Raw genomic sequence first — 20,845 nt, 5'->3', positions numbered from 1 at the left:
CCCACAATTCACCCTTACATATCGCAAATCCATGTTCTCTACGCTGGCATTACCCAGATCAGATGTACGGTCAGCGGCACAAGGCCACTCTCTCAGCCCAACTTCATTGAGCTCCCGGTTCACTTATTTCATTGCTTCTAATGTACATCAGATGGGTATTTGTGGCAATCCCTAGAAAAATCATCATGCTTCATTTGGGGTAATAGGGGAAATAATCTGATGGTTCACTTTCCATAATATGAAACATTTAGGTTATGTGGTCCGTCTTAAACATTAGAAGGGAGATTGATAGTGATGAAAGATTACAATTCTATTTGGCAGCTTAAAACATGGAAAATGGTCCTTGCCGCTTCGATACTCACCGCAGGCACGGCACCTGCCTTACTCTCATCCACTGTGGCGGAAGCCGCAGCAACTAAACCTAAACCGACAGCTTATATTAACAATGTTCAAGCTCAATATGATGTTGTCATACGGCAGGGTATTACGTACGTGGCATTGACGGAGCTTCAATTCCTCGGCAACTATACGTTTGGTTACAATAACAAAACAAAAGAGATCAGCATTAGCACAGGCAGCGATAAGTATGTCCTTACACCTAACAGCAAAACAATGAAGAAAAACGGTCAGAATGCGACATTATCCTCAGCGCCGATTCTGGTGAATGGTAAAGCGATGCTTCCGCTCCGTGCCATCGGTGAAGCTTTTGGTGCCAAGGTGCAGTGGAACCAGAAGGCCAAGGAAGCCTATATTTACACTACCGATGCTACGATTGTAAAAGAATATAACAGTTCCGATCTGACTGTGACGCGTGAAGCCGCACTGCATCTGCCACGCTTCTCTGAACTGGGACAAGCACGTCTGGACATTCGCAATCCTTTGGGTCCGGTGGATTCATCCATTGAATACATCTTTGAGCAAGGTAAAAAAGATCGTTTTTTCGTTGTTGAGGATAACGATCTGATCAGTTATTATATCCTTAAAAATGGAAGTGCACTGTTACAATGGCAGGCTAACATCAGCAAAAATGCCGGAACCATCGGTGACCTGTTCTTTATTAAAAACAAAGCCGTTGCTGAAGCAGGGACTCGTCCTTCCGTAACAGGTCAAACACTCGTATCATTCAAGTACTCTCGCATGCTTGAAGAAACCTCTTACGAGATCATGAACAAATTGGGCTCTATTGATACCGGTTCTGTTGTCCCCGAGAAAGGCAAAGTCATCGTTGAAGTTCCGGGAGAGAAATAGTCTGAGCATCCTCTATAAGACATTGCTCAGCAGAAATTATCACATCTGCATTACAAAGAGCGCCCTCAAAGTCATTGTGGCAATGACCTTGGGACGCTCTTTTTGGCGTTATATTTTAACTTCAAATCACAAGTGGAGCTTAACTTTTACCAACTCCAGCGATTCAATCTCCTGTTTAATATTGCGTATTGCCGGATTGACTGGTCTTACCTGAAGCAAATCCCTTGAATAGGGTTGGCACTTTGGAATAACGGGTATTCGTAATTTTCCCTTGTGATGTGCTGCTGTCTGTACGCATAATCGAATCTTTCACATTGGAAATGTTGGAGTTATCCAGCGTCATGTTAACTGCAAAGGAAGTTCCACCATTTTGGCGAACCAGTTTGCCAATATCATCTGCACGGAAATTTTTGATGTTAATTGTTCCAGCTGCATTCATCTGGAACACTTTATCATAAGCCTTATACGCTGCCCCACCGGTAATGTTAACCGTTCCGGCAGACTTCAATGTCAGTGCATCCTCGCCCACGTCCTGCCAGACCACATTCGATATATTACAGTTGCCATAACAGTGAACACCATCAGCAGCTGGTGATCCAATGTTTACGTTTTTGAGCGTGGCCCCTGCCTCCAGACGGAAGACTGGCTTCTGATTTTCTGCTTGAGATCCGTCGCCCAGTGTGGAAGGATTGGCTACAAATGTTTTACCTTGGCCGTCATAGGTCGTGCCCTTTGGAACCACAATGGTTGAATTTACAACCGTAGGCGCAGCCGCAGCCGGAACTGCACCAAATATAGAAGCAACCAAACCAGCGGACAGTAACAACGTCAACATTTTTTTCATAACTTTATTCCTCCCTTATTCTCTCGTTTTTTGGTAGTGTACAGCCTGGGCTTGTACTGGAAGATCTTCAGAGGTGCACCTCTGTCCGATCTACAACCTAATCTTACCAAATAAGGGAGGTAACTAGAATAATCATTAGATCAGATATATCATGACATCGTACAATCCCTGTCATATCGGCATTTTTTGCATGCTAGGTCTCTCAAGCAATATGCTCATATCAACCTCTGGTATGCTCATTTGTAACGTATATACCCCTCACTTAATCCCCGATAACAAAGAAAGACCACTGCATTTGTCTCCAAATGTGTGATCTTGAATGGCTTCTGGCTTGCTGATATAAGATATCAGGCTCCAAATCTCTGACGATAACCGCACTTTCTACACAACTCTTCTACAGCTTCGCGTTTGGAGAAGCCATATACCAGATTGTTCGCTCGCTCACCCTCAATAATCTCCGAGAATGACTTCTCGTGCACATTACCAAGGTTAATCACACCCTCGCCATCGAGACAGCATGGAACCACCGTTCCATCTACAAGCACAGCTGCCTGACCGCGAAGTGCATGGCAAAAGCCTTTACCGTCATCTTCAGGTGCATCCAGACTTGGCCACTGGAACTCATGGTCCTGATTCAGGTATACATTCGGGGCAATTTTGACCCCGCTGCCTGGAACTACTTTTTCCTCAATGCGGAAGTCCAGATTAAACTCACGTTCCAATACTTCAAGGGTCTCCCGATTTCGATTCATCTGAGCATTTGTGAAGTTATCCTGTGTCAGATTCCACAACCGGAATGAAATGATGACATTGTGCTTAACGGCCTCGTGTACAAAGGACAAAATATGACGCAGATACCCGTCACGATCTGTTGAACCTTCATGCCCATCGAAGCTGTGCAGGGAGAAATTCATCTGCCGCAGCGCCGGTTTGCCAAGCAATTTATGCTGAGTCTTGGGCAGCAGTGTACCATTCGTTGTAATGTTCACCTTGAGTCCCTTCTCATGTGCGGAATCGAGCAACAGATCTATTTTGGGATGCAACAAGGGTTCACCTTTGACATGTAAGTAAATATGATTGGTGTGTGGTTTAACTTGATCCAGTATATTGTTGAAGACTTCAGGGTCAATGAATCCTTTGGCACGCTGTGTCTGCGGACAGAAGCTGCATGCCAGATTGCAGATACTCGTGATCTCAATATATACTTTTTTGAACGTTTTCAACTCGGGTCCCCATTCTGCCTAGGAGGGAGAACAATCCCACCTGCATTTGTGATCCGGCCAATATGCGCCACCACTATTATATCGGGTTAGGGAGCCCAGGTAAATTGTTCAGTTGTTCGGGTATGACTCCAAGTTCATCTCAAGAATTCTATCATGCTGCCTCTTTACAGTTCATGTTCGATTGATATATGCTGAACACACAACTGCATATCTTGAACTTTTGCACTAGGGGAGCCTTGCGGCTGAGACGAATATGACTATTCGGACCCTTTGAACCTGATCTGGATCATACCAGCGGAGGGAAGTGGAGCGGCCTTTTAGTAAGCGGAATTTTTTCATGTATGTGAAGATAAATTGCGGATTTAACTTACAGACCCACTCATTTCTCCGGAAATGGGTGGGTCTTTTTTGTTCCTTTTGCAGAGTATAGGATGCCGTTGTTATTGCAGTAGTCTGACATCAAGGGGGTGAGGATCAGATGGATAACCATGTAACCATTCACAACGTAAGCTTTGCTTTTCCCGAAAAAAAGGGTTCCCCTGTGCTCTCCAATGTGTCGCTTCAGGTTCAACAAGGAGAATTTGTCTCGCTCATCGGCTCCAGCGGATCAGGTAAAAGCACGCTCTTCAAGCTGCTCGCAGGCTTGCATGAACCAACCGTTGGCACCATCGATATAGCTGATGTCCCGCAAGGACAACGGCTCGGACGAGTCGCCTATATGCCGCAGAAAGATCTGCTGTTATCCTGGCGTACCGTCATGGAGAACTGCATGCTACCTGCCGAGCTTGCACCAGGCCGACAGGATAAGGACAAACTACGAGCCGATATCATCGCAGGATTGGCAAGGTTCGGCTTGTCCGGTTATGAACATTCCTATCCGGATGAGTTATCCGGCGGCATGCGGCAGCGGGTGGCATTGCTTCGTACCTTGCTTACAGGCGGGCAGCTCATGTTGCTGGATGAACCCTTCGGTGCACTCGACGCATTAACCAAACGAGAAATGCATCGCTGGTTGCTGGAGCTGTGGGAGAGCTTTGGCCAAACCGTGATGTTCATTACACATGACATCGAAGAAGCCCTGCTGTTAAGTGACCGTATCATTCTGTTAACTCCAGGAGGGCAAGGTCAGCAGTTGCAGGAGATGACGGTTCCTTTACCACGCCCAAGGCATTCGGACATGATCTACGAACCGGCTCTCGTGCAGATGAGGCAACAACTGGAGGAACAATTGCATGCACGATAGAGCTGAGGTTAGCGTCTGGACGTGGTGTTTAAAGTGGCTCTCGAGGTCGTTTTCCCAATATGGTCTGTTCATTATGCTCATGTTCTTATTACTGGCGATCTGGGAAGTGATTGTGCGTATGGGATGGGTGCCCTCCTTCATCATTCCTGCACCCACGGCCATCGTAAGCTCACTGGTTGAGCATCGCCGTCTGCTGTTGACCATCCATCTGCCTGCTACCTTTATGGAGGTTGTTGTTGGTTTTGTCTTGTCCATAGTGACTGGAATTACGCTGGCAACAGGCATGCATATGAACCGATCGATTGAAAGGGCATTGTATCCCTTCATCGTGATCAGTCAGACCATACCGTTGATTGCCTTGTCCCCCGTATTTATCCTGTGGTTTGGTTACACGTTGTGGAGCAAAGTCGCCGTGGTATTTTTAATCGCATTCTTCCCCATTGTGGTCAGTACCTACGATGGACTCCGCCAAGGCGATCCAGAGCAGCGTGAACTGTTGCTCACCATGGGCGCCAGCAAGTGGGATATTTTTTGCAAACTCCAGGTTCCGCTGGCACTTCCCTCTTTTTTCTCGGGGCTAAAGATGTCTGTGGTGTACTGCGTGGTTGGGGCAACGATTGGCGAATGGCTCGGTGGTAGCAAAGGTCTAGGGTACTTCAGCCGTCGTATGTCCAGCAACATGAACACGGATGCGATGTTTGCCGCCATTTTGCTGTTATCCCTGCTTGGGATCGTTTTGTTTGTACTGATTACCTGGCTGGAGAAACGGTTTAGCATACGGCGTCATCGTCATGGAGGCAAAAGAAAGGTTGGATAATACTTAGACAGAAATTAGATGTAAATACAGTAGTTACAATCTTCAAAACAAAACATATCTTATGCACAATTTCAGCAACATCTTCAATCAGTTCATTGTCACATTATCGTTAACATGCTGTTGCCCATTTTCTACAAATCAAAACGATGAAATGAGGAACTTCATTTATGAATAACAAAGGTATATACTCCCTGCTTCCCATCATACTCATTAGCCTTTTGCTGATCGTTAGCGGATGCAGCACCACAGACAATAGCCAAAATACGCCAACAACAGATTCGGCAACCAATACACAGCAAACAGATCCGTCTGCAACCGAACCTGCATCAGACGCCAAAGATAAACTGTCTATCATGCTCGACTGGTACCCGAATGCAGTACACTCCTTCATCTATGTGGCTCAGGAAAAAGGATACTTTGCAGACCAAGGTCTGGATCTCGATATTCAGATGCCTGCGGATACCAATGATTCGCTCAAACTTGTTGCTGCCGGAAAAATTGATCTGGCCCTAAGTTACCAGCCCCAAATCTTGCTCGCGCGTGGCGAGAACATTCCTGTACGTTCCATTGCTGCTGTTGTTCGGCACCCGCTTGTGCATCTGTTGACCGAAGCGAATGGCAACGTAAGTTCACCCAAAGATCTTGAAGAAAAGACTGTTGGTTATTCCTCCATTCCTCTGTACGAAGCGATGGTACGCACGATGATCAGTAAGGATGGCGGCAATCCCGACAACATAAATCTGGTCGACGTTGGGTTCGATCTGATTCCTTCGCTGGCTTCCGGACAAGCGGATGCGATTATGGGTGGTTTTATTAACCATGAACAATTGATTTTGGAGAAAGAAGGACATGCCATGAAATCGATTAACCCCGTCGATTATGGTGTGCCTGATTATTATGAATTGGTCCTGACTGCAAGTGAAGCTGGCATTGAAGCAAAAAAAGACCAACTTACCCGGTTCGTCAAAGCGGTCCAGGAAGGACAGAAATATGTGACTGAGCATCCAGAAGAAGCCTTGAGTATTCTGCTCGCTCATGAGAATGAAACATCACCGCTTGACCCGGAGATCGAAACCAAAAGCCTGGCAATTCTGCTACCACTCATGAATGAAGAAGGCCAACCATTTGGTCGGCAGGAAATGGAATCGTGGGAAAATGTACGTACATGGCTCGTTGAACAGGATTTGATTCCTGAATCGGTGAAAGCCGAGGATACTTTTATTACTCTGCAAGGAGAGTAAATAAAGGAGAGCAACGCGAATAAAGGAAAAGTGATTGAACATAAAGGGAATGAAAGCAATGTGATTAAAAGCAAAGTTAGCAAAACGTAGGATCGAATGCATGAAGTTTTGCGAAATGGAATTGGCCTGAAGCAAGCATCGGAGGATCAGAATTTATAACAATCCTAAGTGGCTTGATGTGCATCTGGGCAGATTGATATGCGTTTGGGTGGCTTGTTGATATGTATTTGGTAATGTAATTAGCGCTTATCTTCAAGCCTACTGGGAGCTGAAACGCTCCTTAACTTGATCGAAACAGAGCATGCTACGACCGCTAACGAATCTGAGGCGTCCTATTCAGGGATTTGGAGCGGTTGCAGAAATCTAAAGAACCTGAAACATGTTATATCAGAATAAATAGCTGTTTGCAGCGTTTTGGTCAGGAGATTCTGGGAATAACGTGTCTGATGTTCCTTACATTTCAAAAGGAGGACCTGACAGCCAAATAAGACGTCCTGTGTTCTTTAGAAACATCGTCTGACCAGTCGTGCCCCGATCGATCGTGCCCCAATCAGTTGGGTATCGACCAGCCTGGACTTCAAGACACTGGTTGGATGCTAACATCCATCACAGTATTGCTTGCCTGAGTTTGGAGAAATACCCTGGGTTCACTTTCTGTATTTTGTATCGTTTCGTTTTTTACTGTTTCGCTAGATATCGATCAGAATGATTCAATTTGTCTATATCCAGTTCCAAAAATCCATTTTAGTGAGTTATGAAATTGATTTAGATTTTACGTTTCTGCTTTTCCCGCATTAATGCATCTGGCTGTTGTTAGACTCTGCGCCCCAACTCAACAAGGGAACTCATATCCAATTATTCTGTTGAGTGACTCCAGATATCGGACTTCCGCCGATCGGGTTACTTCAAAACAAGGAGGAAATTATATGTCTTATCTGGAACGTGTTCGTACGCAAAATCCGCTGGTACACAATATCACTAACCTTGTCGTGGCTCCCTTCACAGCCAATGGTCTGCTTGCACTCGGTGCGTCCCCTTTTATGGCCTATGCTCATGAAGAGGTCGCTGATGTCGCCAAGATGTCAGGAGCCGTGGTACTCAACATCGGTACACTCGATGACAAAGTCGTTCAGGCAATCCGTCTGGCAGGCCAATCGGCTAATGCGCATCACGTGCCTGTGGTGCTTGATCCGGTTGGAGCTGGCGCAACCACCTATCGCACGGAAACCGTGCAGATGCTCATTCGTGAACTTCGTCTCACGGTACTGCGCGGCAATGTGGCAGAGGTCGCTAATGTCATCGGTGAGAGTTGGAGTATTAAAGGTGTGGACGCAGGATCAGGTGAGGGCGACCGAATCGGCATTGCGGAGCGGGCAGCGCATAAACTTGGCTGTGTCGTGGTCATTACCGGAAAAGAAGATATTATTACTGATGGACAATCCACATTCCTCACGAGTAATGGTCATGCCCTGCTCACTCAGGTCACAGGTGCTGGCTGTCTGCTCAGTTCAGTGATTGGCGCTTTTACAGCCATAGCGGAATCAGGAGCCGATCTTCTAGGCAGTGTTGTTGAAGCGCTAGCGTTTTATGGTGTAGCAGCTGAACTGGCGGCAGAGCGGACAGCTCATCAGGGGCCGGGTAGCTTCCAGATTGAATTGTTGAATCAACTGGCACAAGTAACACCAGACCTCTTGGCAGAACGCGCACAGATCCGTCAGATCCGTGGAGGTGCAGTATGAGTATTGCTCAAGCGCTAACCATTGCAGGCTCCGATAACGGGGGCGGCGCAGGCATTCAGGCCGATCTGAAAACATTCCAAGAACTTGGTGTATACGGCATGACCGTTATCACCGCTATTGCTGCCCAAAATACAACTGGTGTGCAGGGCGTTTTTCCCATCCCTTACGATGGCATTGCCCAGCAATTGGACTCGACCGGCGAAGACTTTCAACCAACCGCAACGAAGACCGGCATGTTATATAGTGCCGAGATTATTCGTCTAGTCGCTGAGAAATGGCAGCAATACCGTTGGGCTAATCTGGTCATCGACCCTGTGATGGTAGCCAAAGGTGGCGCCCCCCTTCTCCAGCAGGAAGCTGTAAAGGCGTTGGTTACGGATCTGTTGCCCCATGCCCTGATCACAACACCCAATATCCCGGAAGCGGAACTGCTTACCGGGATGTCTATCACCAATCTGAGCCAGCGGGAAGAAGCCGCAAGACGGATTGTACAGATGGGCTCAACGTATGCTTTGGTCAAAGGTGGTCATGATGAAGGAAGTGGCATGATCGTGGATGTGCTCTACGATGGGCAGTCTTTTCATTATCTGGAGAATGTTCGTGTGGTAACCCGTCATACACACGGAACGGGGTGCACATACTCTGCTGCCATCACCGCAGAGTTAGCCAAGGGTTCACCTGTTCTGGCTGCCGTTACGACCGCGCGAGCATTCATTCAGGCAGCCATCGAAGATGAGCTGGGGATTGGGGCCGGACATGGGCCGACAAATCATTTTGCGTATCAGCGCAGACAGCGGGGTGAGCAGTGATGCGCCCTTGGGATGCAGAAGCGGTACGACGCGCGATGCAGGTATATTTAGTGATGGGCAGCGTCAATACAAAGCAAGACCCTGTGGAAGTGCTGCGCCAGGCCATTGCTGGCGGCATTACGCTGTTCCAGTTCCGTGAAAAGGGAACTGGCGCCCTGGTCGGCGAAGCTTGCATCACGCTTGCAATGCGGCTTCGCGAGGTGTGCAGCCAGCACGGGGTCCCGTTCATCGTGAACGATGATGTGGAGCTGGCTGTAGCGGTGGAGGCCGACGGCATGCATGTCGGCCAGGATGATGCGGACGCGGCGCTAGTACGCGCCCGCATTGGAGATGGGCGGATGCTTGGCGTATCCGCCCACTCTGTGGATGAGGCGCGCCGTGCGTTGCAGGCGGGCGCCGACTACCTTGGCGTCGGGCCCATGTATCCGACGCGCTCCAAAGCGGATGCCCACGCTGTGCTGGGCCCCGCAGGGGTGGCGGAACTGCGCGCCGCAGGCATCGCAGTTCCGATTGTGGGTATCGGCGGCATTACGCCCGATACCACGGCCGCCGTGATGGCGGCTGGAGCCGACGGCGTAGCCGTCATCTCCGCCATCGCGGGCGCGGCCGACGTGCGCGCAGCGGCTGCGCAGTTCGCTGCGGCAGTGCGCGGGATGCAGGCGTAGCCCTGCTCTCCCTGCACTGCTAACTCCGTGGACTGCACCGCATACATGGTGCAGCCCACAACTGCTCACGCTCCTCTCCATAACAGAGGAGCCTCAAAACACCCCCGCGGCGCGGCAGCAACCCATGTCTTCGACATAGAAGCGCATCCGCTCCCCCCTGCAGTGACTGGATGATACAATAATCTATATAAGTTGAACTAATCATTTACACGATAACGGAGAGGACAGAAAAAACCTGAAAAAGCGAAGCGTTCGCCTTTATCCCCGGATTTTCCCTTGAGAAAGGGGAAGCGAAAAAATCTGGGGATAACAGCGATTGGAAGATTATTCTGTCGTCGTAGTGTCAGTATAAATAATCTTTAGTTCAAATTATATATTCACATCTATTCACCAATCCATGATCAAGATGCAGCTTCCATGCTCGCATCTTGTTTTTTCATTTTCAACGGTTGACTCTCACGTAACGTGACACTGTACAATCGGTGTTGTAAGGAGGTTTCACACATGGCCATGAAGGTAAAAGAAGTTGCCGAACTTGCCTCGATCAGTGTGCGCACACTGCATCACTATGATGAGATCGGATTGTTAACACCGGACGAAGTAACTTCTGCCGGATATCGATTATATTCAGATGCCAACCTGGAACGGTTGCAGCAAATATTGTTTTTCAAGGAACTCGACTTCTCTCTGAAGGAGATCAAAAACATTATAACCAACCCCTCCTTCAATCCGGAAGAAGCACTTAAAATGCATCGACTTATACTGCTGGAGAAGCGCCAACGCTTGGACCAGATGATTGCTACCATTGATAGAACGGTTTTACACGTGAGAGGAGAAATTAAAATGACAGCCAAAGAACAATTCGAAGGATTTGATTTTAGCCAGAATCCGTATGAACAAGAAGCGCGGGAACGTTGGGGAGACCATGCCGTCGATCACGCAAATCAGAAGCTGCACAGTAAATCAACCACAGATCAGAAGGCTCTATCCGATCAAATGAACGAAATCTACAAACATCTGGCTTCACTTCGTCACATAGAACCAGCATCTGAGGAGGCACAGGCAGGCATCAAAGAGTGGTTCACTTGGCTAAACCAAATGGGAAGCTACTCACCTGAAGCCTTTAGAGGACTTGGTCAGATGTACGTGGACGATGAACGCTTCACGCGTAATATTGATCAGTTTGGCGATGGTTTGGCTGTATTTATGAGAGATGCTATGGCTGTATTTGCTGACCAAAACAAATAATATAACCCTGTATTCAACCACATACAGTTTATTCAACTCTCATTACCATCAGATGTAGATTATAAACGATAGTCTGGAAATTAAACCTCTGTCCGTAGTGGTAAAAGTAATCTCTCGTCATCAGCTATATCGCTGTACATGACATCAGGACATTTGAACCTTCCTCCTGTGGTGACCGTCCTTCTTGTAATTACCTTTTGAAGATGCTGAATATATACTAGGGTTACGTTGTAAATAAATTGGATCGATCCGGAGTTACTACAGCCATTATGAGCGGATATCCCGCCTACCTGCCCAGTAGATACACAAAAGGGACGTTCGCCCTCTCAGGCGTCACGTCCCTTTTGTGTATGGAAGTAACTCAGCCGCAATGTGAACAAGCCTAACTGCTGCTCACTCTGAGTACTTTATAAATATCTTTTAAAGTAGATGCTCTTTACTACGTTTTTCTTCTGCTCCCATTCCTTCGATATAACCTTTTCACAAGTGCTTAGGATGATGAGCATTAAGTTTCTTCTGTCAAACGTTCTTCATTTTGCTGCCAAGCGTCTACCGTCTATCCGATTAAGCTCTTGGCGCGTGATCCGATGAAGATGCATCCGTAGCTTGACTGGTTCTCGCCATCCGGCCAGGAATCTGCCATGCAGACACAATCGCAAGCACAATGAATAACAAATCAATCGGTTGACTGAAATAGTCCTGGAAGGTTTCCACAAACGCACTGATCATCTCGCTATCAAACACAAGTTCCATCACGCCTACATCACCAAACAGTTCGGAAGTAAAATAAACCACCGTCAGATATTTCCCCAACAAAATGCCGACAAGTGCAAACAGTACGGCAATAATCTTATGTACCGTCGCAATTTGTTTATTGGAGAACAACACAACTGCGTAACCTGTGAGCGCTCCAATCAGAATCGCAATTAATCCCACCTCATAATCGGTCATTGCAGCAATAGCTGCCCATACGATGCCTCCCAGAATGGCTGCAATTAAGCCACCAATGATCGGCATACCGATTTTAACTCCTTGTTTCTCTTCCACGTTGTCTTTCCCTCCTGAGTCATGCATATGCTTCTTTTCCAGAATTCACCTTTCCTATGAAACCACAAAAAGACTTATTATTCAACATTTTTCTACTTTTGGTTCCATGTATTTACATAATAGAAAAGATATATTAAGCATCCATTTCCTTATTCGCTCGGATATCATTTTAGTTTTGTCCACAAACCTCTCATAATCATTCCCTTGGCACATAAAAAAACACCCCTCCAACAGCATAATAGCCGTAGAAGGGATGTTGTCCATATCTGTATCATAGATATAACCAATGTAACCGAGAAAACTACATTGAAAAGCTCTCTCTATCTTACCTTTGCACTTCCTTGGAAGGCTGAATGACAGCTGCAATCTGTGCCAAAATGGCATCCACCGATGCCGGATCATGCACATCATACTCATCAATGTTCAGACGCAGCACAGGGCAAGCTGTAAACTGATCAATCCACACGGAATAGCGCTCGTGCATGTGTTCCCAGTACGAACGGTCCGTCTGAATCTCCATCTCGCGTCCGCGTTCCGTAATACGGTTTAAAATCGAAGGCAGACTGCCTTCCAGATAGATCAGCACGTCTGGATGTGGGAAATACGGTGTCATTACCATTGCTTCAAATAAACTGCTGTATGTCTCGAAATCTGTAGCAGACATGGTTCCTTGATCTGCATGCATTTGTGCAAAAATGCCCGTATCTTCATAGATGGAACGATCCTGTACGAATCCCCCACCTAGTTCAAAAATCTTTTTCTGTTCCTTGAAGCGCTCTGCAAGGAAATAAATCTGCAGATGGAAGCTCCAACGCTCAAAGTCATGATAGAACTTCTCCAAATATGGATTATGATCAACTTGTTCCAGAGAAGTCTTGAAATTTAAACGCTGTGCAAGCGCAGCCGTTAACGTGGATTTACCCACTCCAACCGTACCTGCTACCGTAATTAATGCATTCGTTGAAATGCCATAGTTATTCATATGATATACTCCTTTACCTGATTAACAATTTGCCTGAAGTGTTCAGGATGTTCCACAAAGTCGAGTTGCTCTGCATTGACCTTAATGATTACTGGCGGATTTGTGCTATTTGCCAGATAATCCATGCCTGTTTTGTAATCGGCGATCAGTTGTTCCATATATGCCGGGTCCATATCCTGCTCAAATGAGCGTCCACGCTTGTTAATGCGGTACATCAGCGTATCCAGTTCAGCTTCAATATAGAGCACCAGGTTGGGCTTTGGCAGATCATCTGTTAACAGATGATAGATTTGACGATATTTATCCCGTTTCGTTCCCTTTAAGGTACGATCGGCAAAAATCATATTTTTATAGATATGATAGTCTGAAATGACTGGGGTATTCTGCTCTACATAATGAACGCCCGTGTCTTCAAGTTGTTTAAACCGATTACACAGAAAAAACATTTCCAATTGGAAACTCCACTCGTCGATATCCTGATAAAAGGAAGCCAGAAATGGATTCTCTTCTACGATTTCTTTAACTAACGGAAGATTCAATTCATGGGAAAGCATCGTTGCCAGCGTTGTTTTCCCCGCTCCGATCGGACCTTCCACGGCAATAAACGGGGCTGATTTCATCGTGTTCACTGTTCCTCCTCGTACTTATGCGTGTTTCCGTTTTCTATATAGACCTCACCTATTGTATCACAGCTTTAAGGATTGGAACGCCAGTATTTTATGTATATAACAAGTCAAATCGGAACTTATGAATTACATTAAAATAAAAAAGACACACTCGATATCATCAAGTGTGTCTTTAGATTGCTTGGCGGCGTCCTACTCTCCCAGGACCCTGCGGTCCAAGTACCATCGGCGCTAGAGGGCTTAACGGTCGTGTTCGGGATGGGTACGTGTGGAACCCCTCCGCCATCGCCACCAAACGCGATTTGTCGAAGCATAGCTTCTTAAAATCAGATATGGAACTGAAAATTATACACACGCTCTGTGATGTACCAATTTTCATTTCAGAGATCGTTCTCTGAAAACTAGATTCGAAACGAAACACGCGAATTACAACTTGCTATTGGATAAGCCCTCGACCGATTAGTACTGGTCAGCTCCATGCATTGCTGCACTTCCACCCCCAGCCTATCTACCTCGTCGTCTTCAAGGGGTCTTACATACTGGGAAATCTCATCTTGAGGGGGGCTTCACGCTTAGATGCTTTCAGCGTTTATCCCGTCCGTACATAGCTACCCAGCGGTGCTCCTGGCGGAACAACTGGTACACCAGCGGTACGTCCATCCCGGTCCTCTCGTACTAAGGACAGCTCCTCTCAAATTTCCTACGCCCACGACAGATAGGGACCGAACTGTCTCACGACGTTCTGAACCCAGCTCGCGTACCGCTTTAATGGGCGAACAGCCCAACCCTTGGGACCTACTTCAGCCCCAGGATGCGATGAGCCGACATCGAGGTGCCAAACCTCCCCGTCGATGTGGACTCTTGGGGGAGATAAGCCTGTTATCCCCAGGGTAGCTTTTATCCGTTGAGCGATGGCCCTTCCATGCGGTACCACCGGATCACTAAGCCCGACTTTCGTCCCTGCTCGACTTGTAGGTCTCGCAGTCAAGCTCCCTTATGCCTTTGCACTCTTCGAATGATTTCCAACCATTCTGAGGGAACCTTTGGGCGCCTCCGTTACTCTTTAGGAGGCGACCGCCCCAGTCAAACTGCCCACCTGACACTGTCCCCGCACCGGATTACGGTACCAGGTTAGAACCTAGATACGATCAGGGTGGTATCCCAACGTTGCCTCCACGCAAGCTGGCGCTCACGTTTCAAAGGCTCCCACCTATCCTGTACAGATCGTACCCAAATTCAATATCAAGCTGCAGTAAAGCTCCATGGGGTCTTTCCGTCTTGTCGCGGGTAACCTGCATCTTCACAGGTATTAAAATTTCACCGGATCTCTCGTTGAGACAGCGCCCAAGTCGTTACGCCATTCGTGCGGGTCAGAATTTACCTGACAAGGAATTTCGCTACCTTAGGACCGTTATAGTTACGGCCGCCGTTTACTGGGGCTTCGGTTCACAGCTTCGGATTGCTCCTAACCACTCCCCTTAACCTTCCAGCACCGGGCAGGCGTCAGCCCGTATACTTCGCCTTACGGCTTCGCACAGACCTGTGTTTTTGCTAAACAGTCGCTTGGGCCTTTTCACTGCGGCCCCCTCGTGCTATTCACACTACCGGGGCACCCCTTCTCCCGAAGTTACGGGGTCATTTTGCCGAGTTCCTTAACGAGAGTTCTTCCGCGCGCCTTAGAATACTCTTCTCGCCTACCTGTGTCGGTTTGCGGTACGGGCACCATCACCTGGCTAGAGGCTTTTCTTGGCAGTGTGAGATCATGACCTTCGCTACTATAATTTTCGCTCCCCATCACAGCTTAGCCTTACAATGTGCGGATTTGCCTACACATCAGCCTCACTGCTTAGACGGACATCCATCAGTCCGCGTCACTACCCTACTGCGTCCCCCCATTGCTCATAACGGCTTACGGTGGTACAGGAATTTCGACCTGTTGTCCTTCGACTACGCCTTTCGGCCTCGCCTTAGGTCCCGACTTACCCTGAGCGGACGAGCCTTCCTCAGGAACCCTTAGGCTTTCGGCGGATCAGATTCTCACTGATCTTTTCGTTACTCATACCGGCATTCTCACTTGTATAATGTCCAGCGCTCCTTACGGTACACCTTCAACCCTTATACAACGCTCCCCTACCCCTGATGCAAAGCATCAAGCCATAGCTTCGGTGGTGTGTTTAGCCCCGTTACATTTTCGGCGCAGAGTCACTCGACCAGTGAGCTATTACGCACTCTTTCAATGATGGCTGCTTCTAAGCCAACATCCTGGTTGTCTGTGCAACTCCACATCCTTTCCCACTTAACACACACTTGGGGACCTTAGCTGATGGTCTGGGCTGTTTCCCTTTTGACAATGGATCTTAGCACTCACTGTCTGACTCCCGGAAGTAAGTCTATGGCATTCGGAGTTTGACTGAGCTTGGTAACCCTTGCGGGCCCCGCACCCAATCAGTGCTCTACCTCCACGACTCTGTTTTCCGAGGCTAGCCCTAAAGCTATTTCGGGGAGAACCAGCTATCTCCGAGTTCGATTGGAATTTCTCCGCTACCCCCACCTCATCCCCGCATTTTTCAACATGCGTGGGTTCGGGCCTCCAGTGCGTGTTACCGCACCTTCACCCTGGACAGGGGTAGATCACCCGGTTTCGGGTCTACGTCCACGTACTAAATCGCCCTATTCAGACTCGCTTTCGCTGCGGCTCCGGCTCTTCACCTTAACCTTGCACGGGAACGTAACTCGCCGGTTCATTCTACAAAAGGCACGCCATCACCCCTAAAACGGGCTCTGACTTTTTGTAAGCACACGGTTTCAGGTTCTATTTCACTCCCCTTCCGGGGTGCTTTTCACCTTTCCCTCACGGTACTGCTTCACTATCGGTCGCTAGGAAGTATTTAGCCTTGGCAGATGGTCCTGCCGGATTCATACGGGGTTTCACGTGCCCCGCACTACTCGGGATCCGTCTCGGAGGGAACCAACTTTCAACTACAGGGCTTTTACCTTCTTTGGCGGGCCTTTCCAGACCTCTTCGCTTAACCGGTTCCTTTGTAACTCCATGTGAGACGTCCCACAACCCCAAAGAGCAAGCTCTTTGGTTTGGGCTTCTCCGCGTTCGCTCGCCGCTACTGACGGAATCACTATTGTTTTCTCTTCCTCAGGGTACTTAGATGTTTCAGTTCCCCTGGTATGCCTCTGCATAACCTATGTATTCAGTTATGAGTAACTGGAAATTACCCCAGCTGGGTTTCCCCATTCGGACACCCCCGGATCAAAGCTTGCTTACAGCTCCCCGAGGCAGTTTCGTTGTTCGCCACGTCCTTCATCGGCTCCTAGCGCCTAGGCATCCTCCGTGTGCTCTTAGTAGCTTAACCTCGTGCTCCGGTTTCGACTGCTCGCTTCCCTTGTTTTGCTTGCGCAAAGCCAAAAGTCGCTCCCATTCGATACCATCGTACGTGCAATCTACCGTTTTTATTGAAACTTGTTTAACACAAGTTCAGCTAAAAAGGAATGTTCTAATTCGCGTTTGTTTCGTTTCGATATCTAGTTTTCAAAGAACAAGCTCCATGCAAAAGCAAGCTGTTTTGAGAGTTTGAGCTCTCAAAACCGAACAACGAGTGAGTGTTTTGCAGCTAAGCTGCTTATTTGAATGTTTCCGTTGCAGGAAACGATTCTCCATAGAAAGGAGGTGATCCAGCCGCACCTTCCGATACGGCTACCTTGTTACGACTTCACCCCAATCATCTATCCCACCTTCGGCGGCTGGCTCCTTGCGGTTACCCCACCGACTTCGGGTGTTATAAACTCTCGTGGTGTGACGGGCGGTGTGTACAAGACCCGGGAACGTATTCACCGCGGCATGCTGATCCGCGATTACTAGCAATTCCGACTTCATGCAGGCGAGTTGCAGCCTGCAATCCGAACTGAGACCGGCTTTGTTGGGATTGGCTCCATCTCGCGATTTCGCAGCCCGTTGTACCGGCCATTGTAGTACGTGTGTAGCCCAGGTCATAAGGGGCATGATGATTTGACGTCATCCCCACCTTCCTCCGGTTTGTCACCGGCAGTCTATCTAGAGTGCCCACCCGAAGTGCTGGCAACTAAATATAAGGGTTGCGCTCGTTGCGGGACTTAACCCAACATCTCACGACACGAGCTGACGACAACCATGCACCACCTGTCTCCTCTGTCCCGAAGGAAAGATACATCTCTGCATCGATCAGAGGGATGTCAAGACCTGGTAAGGTTCTTCGCGTTGCTTCGAATTAAACCACATACTCCACTGCTTGTGCGGGTCCCCGTCAATTCCTTTGAGTTTCAGTCTTGCGACCGTACTCCCCAGGCGGAGTGCTTAATGTGTTAACTTCGGCACCAAGGGTATCGAAACCCCTAACACCTAGCACTCATCGTTTACGGCGTGGACTACCAGGGTATCTAATCCTGTTTGCTCCCCACGCTTTCGCGCCTCAGCGTCAGTTACAGCCCAGAGAGTCGCCTTCGCCACTGGTGTTCCTCCACATATCTACGCATTTCACCGCTACACGTGGAATTCCACTCTCCTCTTCTGCACTCAAGTCACCCAGTTTCCAGTGCGATCCGGGGTTGAGCCCCGGGATTAAACACCAGACTTAAATGACCGCCTGCGCGCGCTTTACGCCCAATAATTCCGGACAACGCTTGCCCCCTACGTATTACCGCGGCTGCTGGCACGTAGTTAGCCGGGGCTTTCTTCTCAGGTACCGTCACCTTGAGAGCAGTTACTCTCCCAAGCGTTCTTCCCTGGCAACAGAGCTTTACGATCCGAAAACCTTCATCACTCACGCGGCATTGCTCCGTCAGGCTTTCGCCCATTGCGGAAGATTCCCTACTGCTGCCTCCCGTAGGAGTCTGGGCCGTGTCTCAGTCCCAGTGTGGCCGATCACCCTCTCAGGTCGGCTACGCATCGTCGCCTTGGTGAGCCGTTACCTCACCAACTAGCTAATGCGCCGCAGGCCCATCCCCAAGTGACAGATTGCTCCGTCTTTCCAGTTTCCTTCAGGCGAAGAAAACAATTATTCGGTATTAGCTACCGTTTCCGGTAGTTGTCCCAAACTTGAGGGCAGGTTGCCTACGTGTTACTCACCCGTCCGCCGCTAACCATCCGAGAAGCAAGCTTCTCTTCAAGTCCGCTCGACTTGCATGTATTAGGCATGCCGCCAGCGTTCGTCCTGAGCCAGGATCAAACTCTCCAATAAAGTATTGAAAAGAGCGATAAGCTCATTTTGAATCTGACGAGATTAAAAATCTCATTTGTGCTCCAGTCGATCCAAGCCAAGGCTTGTCTCAAACTTTCGCGTTCATTCTGCAAGCAGAATGTTTTACTCACTCGTTGTTCAGTTTTCAAAGATCAAACTTGTTTTGTTACCGAATGTTGTTCTCTTCAGCAACTCTTATATAATATCATGTCCGAACCAACTTTGCAAGCTCTTTTTTTAAGTTTCTTTCGAAGCTTATTTCATTTGCTTGCCGCACCAGTGTTAAACCGTGTTTTCTTGGCCGGATTAATAATATATCACGTATAGATATTAATTACAATACTTAATTTAATAAAATTCATTTACTACAAATCAACTACCTTTACTGTGTTGCTCTCCTCTATCCCAGTGTAAAGTTTATTATAGCTTAAATGACATTTTTTCCATTCATACATCGCAATACATGTCCAATTTATTTTAAACTTATTAGCCTACATCTCCTCTCATATATTTTAGCTTCATTAATATGCTCAATTTAGGTTGTCCTTTTATCAAGGTCATGCAAGATTACTGGGGGGCACTGTAAGTTACCACGAGTATAAGTAGAAGTATTATAGAAGATACACAAAGAAAGTGATGCACGCATATAACTATACGTGAACCACTTTCTTGTGTGTGTTATTACATTATATATAGAAGGAAACTCTTAATGTTGTGCCTGTGCTGATGCTGGAGGCGTCATCGTCATTTGTCCATTACCTGCTTTTTGCATACCAACTCGCAGCAACGTAATTCCCCACGTAATAATCGAGATCAACAGAAGATGAACCATGTATCCCCCCACTGCTTCTCCACTGTAGATCAAACGCATAAATCCCTGTACCCCATTGGAAGCGGGCAGAAAGTTTCCGATATAACGGTAGAATGGCGCCAGCATCTCGGCTGGAATTATATTTCCTGCTGTCATCAACTGGAGCGGAACCATCGCTACATTAAATAGAGGACCTGCATTGCCAAACAGGGCAAAACTCATTTGTGTAAAACAGATACAAGCCAGACTCACCAGCACATGATACAGATACAACGCGCCGAAGGAGCTCGCCACATCCGTGAACAGAAGAGCAACTGTATCCACTATTAGAGGAACGATCACTGCTATACACAATAACAGCATTTGCCGTCCCCAGAAGATTTCCCATTTGGAATGGGTACGCTTCATCATATTCGACGTAATATTAAACTGAATGTTCATTGTCATCGCAGCAATGTAGGTGATAAAACCCAGAATCATGGGAAGCATCGATGTAGCAAAATCACTCACACTGTTCGTTTTATTAATTTCAGCCTTTACAGGCCCTTCATTCATCTTTGCCATCGCTTGTCCAATAGCTGCACTCAACTCATCGTTGTTGGTACTATCCTGGTTAAGGGTCACTTGAACCTTGGATTCCAGAATCCCTTGTCCCATTTGTGCAGTCATTCCAGTCGCCGCGTGTTCCACAATGGATTTGGCTACATCGGCATTTCCCTGATTGATATAAAAGGACAAGCTCGCCTCTGTGCCTCCTGCAATCTGGTCAGTGAATCCTTCCGGAATAATAATAACCATCGCATAGTTACCTGCATTCATCTGTTGCTCAGCTTCCTCGGCAGATCCCAGAACATTGACATGGAAAGGCGCGAGCGTTTCAATCTGCTTCTGCACCTCTTTTCCCTGTGTCCCGTCTTCGTTCACCAGAGCAACTTGAAGTTGATCCACTCTCTCCGTGGCTTGATGATAACCCGTCATCCAGATCACAACAAATAACAGCGGAACAATCAATGCAAAAACCAATCCTATTTTTGTCTGTGGCACTTTAAGAAAATCTTTGAAGCTTCTCATTCGTTC

Annotated in this window: 14 protein-coding genes, 3 rRNA genes and 2 riboswitches; of the genes, 8 read left to right on the top strand and 9 right to left on the bottom strand. The window is 47.7% G+C overall.

From position 1 onward, the window contains the following. Nucleotides 1–18 precede the first annotated feature (18 nt). Nucleotides 19–129: riboswitch (TPP riboswitch) on the bottom strand. Nucleotides 130–294: 165 nt separating this feature from the next. Then, on the top strand, nt 295–1,248 hold the full coding sequence (locus tag MHI55_RS05010; RefSeq protein ID WP_076253488.1) for a copper amine oxidase N-terminal domain-containing protein: 954 nt from the start codon (nt 295–297) through the stop codon (nt 1,246–1,248). 175 nt (nt 1,249–1,423) lie between these two features. Here MHI55_RS05010 and MHI55_RS05005 read toward each other — a convergent pair whose 3' ends face one another. Beyond that, nucleotides 1,424–2,092, bottom strand: a complete 669-nt coding sequence (locus tag MHI55_RS05005) for a pectate lyase (protein ID WP_036606151.1) — start codon at nt 2,090–2,092, stop codon at nt 1,424–1,426. A 347-nt stretch (nt 2,093–2,439) separates the two neighbouring features. Further along, nucleotides 2,440–3,315, bottom strand: coding sequence for a radical SAM/SPASM domain-containing protein (locus tag MHI55_RS05000; protein WP_036606150.1), 876 nt, complete (start codon nt 3,313–3,315; stop codon nt 2,440–2,442). A gap of 217 nt (nt 3,316–3,532) precedes the next feature. Further along, nucleotides 3,533–3,635: riboswitch (TPP riboswitch) on the top strand. Between the two features lie 158 nt (nt 3,636–3,793). Between MHI55_RS05000 and MHI55_RS04995 the strand changes: the two genes are divergently transcribed. The 7 genes from MHI55_RS04995 to MHI55_RS04965 all read left to right on the top strand — a co-directional run bounded on the left by MHI55_RS04995 (nt 3,794) and on the right by MHI55_RS04965 (nt 11,077). Continuing rightward, nucleotides 3,794–4,558: an ABC transporter ATP-binding protein gene (locus MHI55_RS04995; RefSeq protein ID WP_076253489.1), complete on the top strand. Its 765-nt coding sequence runs from the start codon at nt 3,794–3,796 to the stop codon at nt 4,556–4,558. 79 nt (nt 4,559–4,637) lie between these two features. Beyond that, the gene (locus MHI55_RS04990; RefSeq protein ID WP_340389128.1) at nt 4,638–5,375 is read left to right on the top strand and encodes an ABC transporter permease; all 738 of its coding nucleotides are present in this window, start codon (nt 4,638–4,640) and stop codon (nt 5,373–5,375) included. 167 nt (nt 5,376–5,542) lie between these two features. Beyond that, the gene (locus MHI55_RS04985) at nt 5,543–6,616 is read left to right on the top strand and encodes an ABC transporter substrate-binding protein (protein ID WP_076253491.1); all 1,074 of its coding nucleotides are present in this window, start codon (nt 5,543–5,545) and stop codon (nt 6,614–6,616) included. A gap of 926 nt (nt 6,617–7,542) precedes the next feature. Next, nucleotides 7,543–8,355 (top strand): hydroxyethylthiazole kinase, encoded by an 813-nt coding sequence (thiM, locus tag MHI55_RS04980; RefSeq protein ID WP_036672665.1) that lies wholly within the window; start codon nt 7,543–7,545, stop codon nt 8,353–8,355. Continuing rightward, nucleotides 8,352–9,164, top strand: coding sequence for a bifunctional hydroxymethylpyrimidine kinase/phosphomethylpyrimidine kinase (gene thiD / locus MHI55_RS04975; protein WP_076253492.1), 813 nt, complete (start codon nt 8,352–8,354; stop codon nt 9,162–9,164). Before thiM ends, thiD begins: the two co-directional genes overlap by 4 nt. Then, on the top strand, nt 9,164–9,829 hold the full coding sequence (gene thiE, locus MHI55_RS04970; protein ID WP_315372077.1) for a thiamine phosphate synthase: 666 nt from the start codon (nt 9,164–9,166) through the stop codon (nt 9,827–9,829). Before thiD ends, thiE begins: the two co-directional genes overlap by 1 nt. Before the next feature lie 504 nt (nt 9,830–10,333). Next, nucleotides 10,334–11,077: a MerR family transcriptional regulator gene (locus tag MHI55_RS04965; protein ID WP_101314591.1), complete on the top strand. Its 744-nt coding sequence runs from the start codon at nt 10,334–10,336 to the stop codon at nt 11,075–11,077. A 564-nt stretch (nt 11,078–11,641) separates the two neighbouring features. Here MHI55_RS04965 and MHI55_RS04960 read toward each other — a convergent pair. From MHI55_RS04960 to MHI55_RS04930, 7 genes are all read right to left on the bottom strand, one after another. Continuing rightward, the gene (locus tag MHI55_RS04960; RefSeq protein ID WP_339189714.1) at nt 11,642–12,124 is read right to left on the bottom strand and encodes a hypothetical protein; all 483 of its coding nucleotides are present in this window, start codon (nt 12,122–12,124) and stop codon (nt 11,642–11,644) included. A 325-nt stretch (nt 12,125–12,449) separates the two neighbouring features. Continuing rightward, nucleotides 12,450–13,106 carry a deoxynucleoside kinase gene (locus tag MHI55_RS04955; protein ID WP_076329814.1) on the bottom strand — a complete coding sequence of 219 codons (657 nt, stop codon included), beginning with the start codon at nt 13,104–13,106 and terminating at the stop codon, nt 12,450–12,452. Then, on the bottom strand, nt 13,103–13,726 hold the full coding sequence (locus MHI55_RS04950) for a deoxynucleoside kinase (protein WP_076329815.1): 624 nt from the start codon (nt 13,724–13,726) through the stop codon (nt 13,103–13,105). The genes MHI55_RS04955 and MHI55_RS04950 overlap by 4 nt, the downstream gene beginning before the upstream one ends. 185 nt (nt 13,727–13,911) lie before the next feature. Then, a 5S ribosomal RNA gene (gene rrf / locus MHI55_RS04945) occupies nt 13,912–14,028 on the bottom strand. A 143-nt stretch (nt 14,029–14,171) separates the two neighbouring features. Beyond that, nucleotides 14,172–17,097 (bottom strand): 23S ribosomal RNA (locus MHI55_RS04940). 307 nt (nt 17,098–17,404) lie between these two features. Beyond that, nucleotides 17,405–18,957 (bottom strand): 16S ribosomal RNA (locus tag MHI55_RS04935). Together the 16S, 23S and 5S rRNA genes form the textbook arrangement of a ribosomal RNA operon. 706 nt (nt 18,958–19,663) lie before the next feature. Further along, nucleotides 19,664–20,839 (bottom strand): ABC transporter permease, encoded by a 1,176-nt coding sequence (locus MHI55_RS04930; RefSeq protein WP_340389126.1) that lies wholly within the window; start codon nt 20,837–20,839, stop codon nt 19,664–19,666. Nucleotides 20,840–20,845: the final 6 nt, after the last annotated feature.

Origin of the sequence: Paenibacillus sp. FSL E2-0151 (genome assembly GCF_037993015.1) — a bacterium.
GTDB classification, from domain to species: Bacteria; Bacillota; Bacilli; order Paenibacillales; family Paenibacillaceae; genus Paenibacillus; species Paenibacillus amylolyticus.
The sequence above is the reverse complement of the archived record's forward strand: the minus strand, read 5'-3'. Positions and strand labels throughout refer to the sequence as shown.